Origin of the sequence: Neoroseomonas rubea (genome assembly GCF_016106015.1) — a bacterium.
GTDB lineage: Bacteria > Pseudomonadota > Alphaproteobacteria > Acetobacterales > Acetobacteraceae > Neoroseomonas > Neoroseomonas rubea.
In genome coordinates this window covers 1-7,463 of the sequence record NZ_JACADQ010000195.1, presented here as the reverse complement: position 1 = coordinate 7,463, position 7,463 = coordinate 1, and the positions used below count along the sequence as shown (strand labels likewise).

Annotated in this window: 7 protein-coding genes and 1 pseudogene; 1 reads left to right on the top strand and 7 read right to left on the bottom strand. The window is 72.9% G+C overall.

Annotation, left to right across the window (positions count from 1 at the left end):
* From HW577_RS16595 to HW577_RS16585, 3 genes and pseudogenes are all read right to left on the bottom strand, one after another.
* A pseudogene (locus HW577_RS16595) lies at positions 1 to 243 on the bottom strand (ABC transporter permease); the annotation flags it as partial.
* 79 nt (positions 244 to 322) lie between these two features.
* Positions 323 to 1,366 (bottom strand): ABC transporter substrate-binding protein, encoded by a 1,044-nt coding sequence (locus HW577_RS16590; RefSeq protein ID WP_198377259.1) that lies wholly within the window; start codon positions 1,364 to 1,366, stop codon positions 323 to 325.
* Between the two features lie 123 nt (positions 1,367 to 1,489).
* Positions 1,490 to 2,611: an ABC transporter ATP-binding protein gene (locus tag HW577_RS16585; protein WP_198377258.1), complete on the bottom strand. Its 1,122-nt coding sequence runs from the start codon at positions 2,609 to 2,611 to the stop codon at positions 1,490 to 1,492.
* A gap of 84 nt (positions 2,612 to 2,695) precedes the next feature.
* On the opposite strand from HW577_RS16585, the gene HW577_RS16580 reads away from it, so the two are divergent.
* Positions 2,696 to 3,715, top strand: coding sequence for an enoyl-CoA hydratase/isomerase family protein (locus HW577_RS16580; protein ID WP_198377257.1), 1,020 nt, complete (start codon positions 2,696 to 2,698; stop codon positions 3,713 to 3,715).
* Between the two features lie 58 nt (positions 3,716 to 3,773).
* Here the strand turns inward: HW577_RS16580 and ptsP are convergent, their stop codons facing one another.
* The 4 genes from ptsP to rapZ all read right to left on the bottom strand — a co-directional run bounded on the left by ptsP (position 3,774) and on the right by rapZ (position 7,333).
* Positions 3,774 to 5,600 carry a phosphoenolpyruvate--protein phosphotransferase gene (ptsP, locus tag HW577_RS16575; protein ID WP_198377256.1) on the bottom strand — a complete coding sequence of 609 codons (1,827 nt, stop codon included), beginning with the start codon at positions 5,598 to 5,600 and terminating at the stop codon, positions 3,774 to 3,776.
* Positions 5,590 to 5,856, bottom strand: coding sequence for an HPr family phosphocarrier protein (locus tag HW577_RS16570; protein WP_332837743.1), 267 nt, complete (start codon positions 5,854 to 5,856; stop codon positions 5,590 to 5,592). Before HW577_RS16570 ends, ptsP begins: the two co-directional genes overlap by 11 nt.
* A 98-nt stretch (positions 5,857 to 5,954) precedes the next feature.
* Positions 5,955 to 6,398: a PTS sugar transporter subunit IIA gene (locus tag HW577_RS16565; protein ID WP_198377254.1), complete on the bottom strand. Its 444-nt coding sequence runs from the start codon at positions 6,396 to 6,398 to the stop codon at positions 5,955 to 5,957.
* Entirely contained in the window at positions 6,395 to 7,333 is a 939-nt protein-coding gene (rapZ, locus tag HW577_RS16560) for an RNase adapter RapZ (RefSeq protein ID WP_232474998.1), read from the bottom strand. Before rapZ ends, HW577_RS16565 begins: the two co-directional genes overlap by 4 nt.
* Between the last annotated feature and the right edge of the window lie 130 nt (positions 7,334 to 7,463).

Sequence of the window (7,463 nt, the reverse complement as noted above, 5' to 3'; positions counted from 1 at the left end):
CCCCGTCTCGCGGTCCCGCGCGCGGGCCGCTCGAAGGTCCTCGACCAGCGCGGCGAAGGCGGCTTCCTCGGGCAGGCCGCGCCCGTCCCAGGCCGACAGCGCGGCGGCGGCCCGCGGCAGCACCGGCGCGACCTCGGTATCCGTCACGCCGCGCCAAAGGAAGGCGGCGATCGGCGCGACGAAGGTGACGAGCAGGAAGAGCAGCAGCGGCGCCGTGAGTAGCGCCGCCGATGACCGTCTCATGCGCAGCCGGGGAGGGGACGCGCCCCCCTCCGGGCGTCGCCCCGCGCGCGCAAACCTCCTGCTCCGCGCGGCCGAGCGCTCAGCGCGACACCCAGGTGTTGAAGCGCTGGGTCAGCCGGTCGAGGTTGTCCAGCCAGAAGCGGTCGTTCAGCTGCAGCGCCGTCTCGATGTTCTGCGGCGCGGTCGGCAGGTTCGGCAGCACCTCCGGCGGCAGGCGTTCATTCACGCCCTTCGCCGTCACGCCGTAGGGGATCCGCGGCGGCAGCGCCGCCTGGATCTCCGGCCGGCCGACGAAGCGCAGGAAGTCCAGCGCCCGCGCCTTGTTCGGGCTGCCCTTCATGATCACCCAGGTATCCAGGGTGAAGATGTTGTTCTGCCAGACGATCGCGAAGTTGCGCCCATCGGACGCATTCGCCGCCGAGATGCGGCCATTGTAGGCGACCGTCATCGTCACCTCTCCCGCGGCGAGCCATTGCGGCGGCTGCGCGCCGCGCTCGAACCAGGCGAGGTCCGCCTTGACGCTGTCGAGCTTGCGGAAGGCGCGGTCCACGCCGGCCGGCGTGCCCAGCACCCGGTAGACCTCCGCTGCGGGCACGCCGTCCGCCATCAGCGCGATCTCGAGCGTCGTCTTCGGCCCCTTGCGCAGGCCGCGCTTGCCGGGGAAGCGGCGCGTGTCGAAGAAATCCGCCCACCCCGCCGGGCCCTGCGCCAGCCGCGTGCGATCATAGGCCAGGATGAAGGAGTAGAGGATCGCGCCGACGCCATGCTCGCTGTAGGCCTCGGGGATATAGGCGTCGCGCCCGCCGATCGCGGCCCAGTCGAGCGGCTCGAACAGCCCTTCGTCGGCGCCGATCAGCAACTCCTCGCTTTCCACCTGCACCACGTCCCAGGTGTTGGCGCCCGAGGCGATGCGGGACCGCAACACGCCGATGCCGCCATCCCAGGTCTCCTCCAGCATCCGGTTGCGCGTCTGCTGCTGGAAAGGTCGGAAGAAGACCTCCCGCTGCGCATCCTGGTAGGCGCCGCCCCAGGAGACGACAGTGAGGTCGCGGCCCTGCGCCCGGGCGGTGGCGGGCAGGGCGGCGGCGGCGAGGCCGGCCTTGAGAATCGTGCGGCGATGCATGGTCGTCTCCTTCGTCCCGGGCGCCGGCAGACTAGAGCAATATCCGATCGGCCGGAACCGGCTGATCGGATTTCCTGTTCTAGAAACCATTGATTCTACAGCACGAAATCCGATCACACGGATTCAGGGTGATCGGATAGCGCTGTAGCCTCGTACCCCGGCGTCGCGGAAGGCGAAGGCCGCACCTTCCGGCCAGGCGATCGCCGCCGGCCCGCCGGGGGCGGGCAGGGCGCCGAGGCCTGCCGGGCGCTTGGCCACCACCTCCCCGCCATCACCCAGGCCAAGCCGCAGCCGCACATGGTCGCCAAGGAAGATCGCCTCCAGCACCGTGGCCGGCAGCGCGCCCTCCCCCAACTCCGCCGCCGTCACGCCCGCGACCGCGACGCGTTCGGGGCGGATGGCGACGAGGCAATCCTCTCCCGGCCCGCCGGCATCGACCGCCTCCGCCCGCACCACCGGGCCGCAGGCGAGACGGACCACGCAGGTCTCGTCCTCGCGCGCCTCGATCCGGCCGGGCAGCAGGTTGTTCTCGCCGACGAAGCCGGCGACGAAGGCATCGGCCGGCCGGTCGTACAGCCGGCGCGGATCGGCGCATTGGCGGATACGCCCGCCCTCGAACACGGCGATCCGGTCCGACAGCGTCAACGCCTCCGCCTGGTCGTGCGTGACGTACATCATCGTCACGCCGAGCCGCTGGTGCAGATGGCGGATCTCCAGCTGCATCTCCTCCCGCAGCGCCTTGTCGAGCGCGCCGAGCGGCTCGTCGAGCAGCACGATCGGCGGCTCGAACACCAGGGCACGGGCGAGCGCGACGCGCTGCTGCTGCCCGCCCGAAAGCTGCGACGGGCGGCGGTCGCCATAGGCTTCGAGGCGGACCATCGCCAGCGCGCGCCGCACCCGCTCCGCCCGCGCGGCCTTCGCCACGCCGCGGACCGACAGCGGGAAGGCGACGTTCTCCGCCACGCTCATATGCGGGAACAGCGCGTAGGACTGGAACACCACGCCGACGCCGCGCCGGTGCGGCGGCAGCCGGGCGATGTCGCGGCCTTCGAGCAGGATGCGTCCCGCGCTCGGCAGCTCGAAGCCCGCCAGCATCATCAGCGTCGTCGTCTTGCCCGACCCCGACGGCCCGAGCAGCGTCAGCAATTCCCCCCGCGCGATGTCGAGGTCGAGCGACTGCACCGCCGCGGGGCCGGCGCCGTAGGATTTCCGCACGCCCTCGAAGCGCACCAGGGGATCGGCCATGGGCATACCTCCGGCGCGGGCGGGGCGCTTGTCAACGCCCGCGCCCGCCGGTAACGCGCCCGGGCCACCGAGGACGCGAAGACCATGAGCGAGACCGCCGAGCCCAGCCTGATCGCCAAGCGGGAGGGCATCGCGGGCACGCTGCTGATGAACCGCCCGAAGGCGCTGAACGCGCTCGACCTGCCGATGATCCGCGCCTTCGCGGCGGCCATCGCCGAATGGCGGGACGACGCGGCGGTCCGCCTGGTGGTGCTGGAAGGGGCGGGCGGCCGGGCCTTCTGCGCGGGCGGCGACGTGCGCGCGGTGCGCGCTTCCTCCGTCGCCGGCGACCGCGCCGCGGTCGAGGCCTTCTTCGCCGAGGAATACGAGGTGAACGCCGGCATCGCCGCCTTCGGCAAGCCCTGGGTCAGCCTGATCGACGGCGTCTGCATGGGCGGGGGCATCGGCGTCGCGGTCCACAACGGCCCGCGCGTGGTGACGGAACACGCCCTGGTCGCGATGCCGGAGACGGCGATCGCGCTGTTCCCCGATGTCGGCACCTCCTACGTCCTGCCGCGCCTGCCCGGCGCGATCGGCACCTGGCTGGCGCTGACGGGCGCGCGGCTGACCGGGGCGGACTCCGTCCACGCCGGCCTCGCCACCCACTACGTGCCGCGGGAGAGCCTGCCCGCGCTGCGCGCCGCGCTGGTAGCCGATGGGGCGGAGGCCGTCGCCCGCCTCGCCGTCGCACCGCCCGAAGCCTCCTTCGCGCCGCATCGCGCTGCGATCGATCGCTGCTTCGGGCAGGGCAGCATCGCCGCGATCCTCGCCGCGCTCGATGCGGAAGGGACGGAATGGGCGGCCGCGCAGGCCAAGACGCTGCGGCGGATGTCACCCACCTCGCTCTGCGTGTCGCTGGAACTGCTGCGGCGTGGCGCGGCGAAGGACCTCGCCGGCTGCCTCGCGATGGAACTCGCGCTGACGCGCGTGGTGGTGAACGACCATCCCGATTTCGTCGAGGGTGTCCGGTCCGTGCTGGTGGACAAGGACGGCGCGCCGCGCTGGACCCCAGCGCGCATCGAGGATGTGGACCCGGCCGCGATCGCGGCGATGTTCGCGGCCTGACGGCGCCGGGGTCGCTCGAGACGGGCCGCGCGAAGGTCGTCCCTTCGCGCGGCGGGCTTCAGGCCCGTTCCGTGACACCTTCCGCGAAGCCCGCCACCAGCTCGCGGATGCGTGCCGGGTCGGACTGTTCCATCACGCGCCGGGCGAAGCGCGCGCAATCGCCGATGTCCAGCGCGCGCACCGCCTGCTTCACGCGCGGGATGGCGCTCGCATTCATCGAGAAGCTGCGCACGCCGAGGCCGAGCAGCAGCGGCGTCAGCTGCGGGTTGCCCGCCATCTCGCCGCAGATGGACACCGGCATGCGCAGGCGCAGCGCGGCCTCGGTGGCGAACTGCACCAGGCGCAGCACGGCCGGGTGCAGCGGGTCGTACAGGTGGGAGACCTCCGCCTCCGCCCGGTCCACGGCGAGCGTGTACATCGCCAGGTCATTGGTGCCGATGGCGAAGAAATCGGCCTCCAGCGCGATGGCGTCGGCGGCGAGTGCCGCACCCGGCGTCTCGATCATCACGCCGAGCGCGGGCAGCTTCTCGGGCAGCTTCTCCCCGCGGCGGCGCAGGCGGCGGGCGACGCGTTCGTAGATCTCGCGCGCGGCGCGCACTTCCTCCGGCACCGTGACCATCGGCAGCAGCAACCGCACCGTGCCATCACCGGATGCCGCGGCCACGCGCAGCACGGCGGCGAACTGCACTTCCAGCAATTCGGGCCGCTTGAGCAGCATGCGCAACCCGCGCAGGCCGAGCGCGGGATTGCCGCCGGCATGGGCCGGCACCACGCCCTCGGCCAGCGCCTCCATGTCCTTCTCGCCGCCCCAGTCGAGCACGCGGATCGTCACCGGCTGCCCGGCCATCGCCTCGGCGATCTGGGTATAGGCGGCGACCTGCGCTTCCTCGTCGGGCAGGTCCTCGCGGTTCATGAACAGGAACTCGGTGCGCAGCAGGCCGATGCCCTGCGCGCCGGCCTGGGCGATCAGCGGCAGCTCCTGCGGGATCTCGAGATTGGCCTGGAGCTCGACCTCCTCCCCATCCGTGGTCGTGGCCGGCAGGCGCCGCAGCTTGGACAGCCGCCCGCGTTCCTTGGCGAAGGCGGCGAGCCTGTCGCGCGCGGCGGCGAGCGTCGCGGCGGAAGGGTGGATGGTGACGAGGCCGGTGGCGCCGTCCAGCACCGCCGGGTCGCCCCGCTCGGCCGCTTCCGTCAGCCCATGGGCGCCGAGCACCGAGGGGATGCCGAGCGCGCGCAGCATGATCGCCGTATGCCCGTCCGCCCCGCCTTCCTCGGTGGCGACGCCGGCGATGCGCGAGGGGTCGAGCAGCGCGGCATCCGCCGGGGTCAGTTCCTCTGCCACCAGGATGCAGCCCTCGGGCAGGTCCTTGAGACTGCGGAAGGGCGTGGCGGTCAGGTTGCGCGTTAGGCGGCGCGCGATGTCGCGCACTTCGGCCGCGCGGCGGGCGAGCCCCGCCTTGTCGTCGTCCTTCAGCGCGACGATCGCCGCGCCGATCGCCTCGGCCTCGTCGCCCACCGCGGTCTCGGCAGCCAGCAGCCCCGCCTCGATCCGCTTGCGCGCGCCGCGGATCAGCCGCGAATTGCCGAGCATCATCAGATGCGCGTCGAGCAGGGGCGCGATCTCCTCCTGCGCTTCCTCGGGCAGCACGCCGATGCGGGTCTTGAGCTTGGCGACCTGCTTGCGCGACAGGGCGACGGCATCGGCCAGGCGCTGCCGCTCGGCCTCCACCTGCTCGGCGCGGATCGACCGGCGCGGCGCCTCGGCCGGCGGGTCGGAGGTGTCGAAGACCGGCCCGATCGCGACGCCGGGGGACACGGCAATGCCGCTGACCGCGACTTCCCGCGCCTTGCCCTTCGCGCGTGCCTTGCCCGGCTCAGTCTTCATGGAAGCCGGCCTCGACCAGGCCGGCGACCGCCTCGAGCGCTTCCTTGGCGTCCCAGCCTTCGGCCTCGATCATGACCTCGGCGCCCTGGCCCGCGCCCAGCATCATCAGGCCCATGATGGAGCAGGCCGGCACGCTCTCCCCGTTGCGCACCACGTTGACGCAGGCGGAAAAGCGCTCAGCCGTGCCGACCAGCTTGGCCGCGGCGCGCGCGTGCAGGCCGCGGCTGTTGGGGATGGTGACGGTCCGTCGCAGCACGAGGCCGGAGGGGCCGGGGTCGCAGCCGCAGCCATCGGCGGCAGAGACATCCGCCGCGGGCGCGGTCACCTTGGCGCCGGGCTCGTCGGGCCATTCGTTCATCGGCCGCGTGCTCCCTTCTGGATGGACGGCGCGGCCGGCGCACCGGCCGCAACGTCCCGCCCGCTCGCGATATACTTCCGCCCGGCCGCCTTGGCGTGGTCGACCGCCTCGGCCAGCGGCTCGCTGCCGCGGACCTTGGCCAGCTTGACCAGCAGCGGCAGGTTCACCCCGGCCAGGACTTCGACGGCGCGCCCGTCCCCGGCCATCTGCATGGCGAGATTGGACGGCGTGCCGCCGAACATGTCGGTCAGCACCACGACGCCGTCGCCCTGGTCCACCGCCGCGATGGACCGGCCGATCTCGGCGCGGGTGGTCTCGAGCGCGTCCTCGGGGCCGATGCAGACCGTCGCCACCGCCTGCTGCGGGCCCACCACGTGTTCCATGGCGTGCCGCAACTCCTCGGCCAGACGGCCGTGGGTGACCAGAACCATGCCGATCATGATGCCTGCGTCAGGGCCTCCCGCCCCGCCTCGCGGCCCGGCGCCGGTATCGTGGCGCTGGCCGGCAGCTCGCGGTGGAACAGTTCCACGCGCCAGCCCTGGGATTGAAGATGGTGTGCGAGCCGCTCGGCCGCCAGGACGGACCTATGGCGGCCCCCTGTGCACCCGAACGCAATCGTCAGGTACTTCTTCCCCTCCTGCGCGTAGCGCGGCAAGAGGGGGCGCAGCATGTCCGTCATGCTCCGCCAGAAGGGGGGGAAGTCCGGATCGGCCTCGATATGGGCGGCGACCGCGGCGTCACGCCCGGTCAGCGGCCGCAGCGCGTCGACATAGTGCGGGTTGGACAGGAAACGCAGGTCGAAGACCAGGTCCGCTTCCCGCGGCAGGCCCTTGGGGAAGGCGAAGGACATGACCGAGACACCCATCCCCGGCGCCCCTTCCAGCCCGAAGCGCCGCTCGATCATGCGGCGCAGCTCGGGCAGGGGCAGGACGGAGGTATCGACCACCATCTCCGCCGTCTCCCGCAGCGGGGCCATCAGCGCCACCTCCCGCGCGATGCCGTCGCTGACCTTCGAGCCGAGCGGCCCGCCCGGGGCGAGCGGATGCCGCCGCCGCGTCTCGGTGAAGCGGCGCAGCAGCACATCCTCCTCCGCCGTCGCGAAGACCAGCGTCACGGCGATGTCCGGGCGCAGCCGCAGCCGGTCCACCAGCCGGATGGCCGCCGCGGCGTCGAAATCCCGCGTCCGGCTGTCCACCCCGGCGGCGAGCGGCTGCCCGCCATCGCCCACCAGCGCCTCCAACACCGCCAGCGGTGGGTTGTCCACCGTCTCGTAGCCGAGATCCTCGAGCGCGCGGAGGATCGAGGCCTTGCCGGCGCCGGACAGGCCGGTGACTAGCACCACCTGCCGCCGCGCCGGCGCGGGCAGGTCCATCATGCCGCGAAGGCCCCGGTGCGCTGCGCCCGCCGCCCGAGCGCGGCGTCGAGCGCCCAGCCCAGCTTGTCGACCGCCGAGGCGTCGAAGGCGTGCAGCCCGATGCGCGGCACGCCGGCCGGCTCCCAGGCGG

What these genes read in the sequence shown, in the direction of transcription:
- HW577_RS16565 (WP_198377254.1), bottom strand. Translation starts at nt 6,398, where the DNA reads ATGATCGGCATGGTTCTGGTCACCCACGGCCGTCTGGCCGAGGAGTTG.
- ptsP (WP_198377256.1), bottom strand. Translation starts at nt 5,600, where the DNA reads ATGAAGACTGAGCCGGGCAAGGCACGCGCGAAGGGCAAGGCGCGGGAA.
- HW577_RS16580 (WP_198377257.1), top strand. Translation starts at nt 2,696, where the DNA reads ATGAGCGAGACCGCCGAGCCCAGCCTGATCGCCAAGCGGGAGGGCATC.
- HW577_RS16590 (WP_198377259.1), bottom strand. Translation starts at nt 1,366, where the DNA reads ATGCATCGCCGCACGATTCTCAAGGCCGGCCTCGCCGCCGCCGCCCTG.
- HW577_RS16585 (WP_198377258.1), bottom strand. Translation starts at nt 2,611, where the DNA reads ATGGCCGATCCCCTGGTGCGCTTCGAGGGCGTGCGGAAATCCTACGGC.
- rapZ (WP_232474998.1), bottom strand. Translation starts at nt 7,333, where the DNA reads ATGATGGACCTGCCCGCGCCGGCGCGGCGGCAGGTGGTGCTAGTCACC.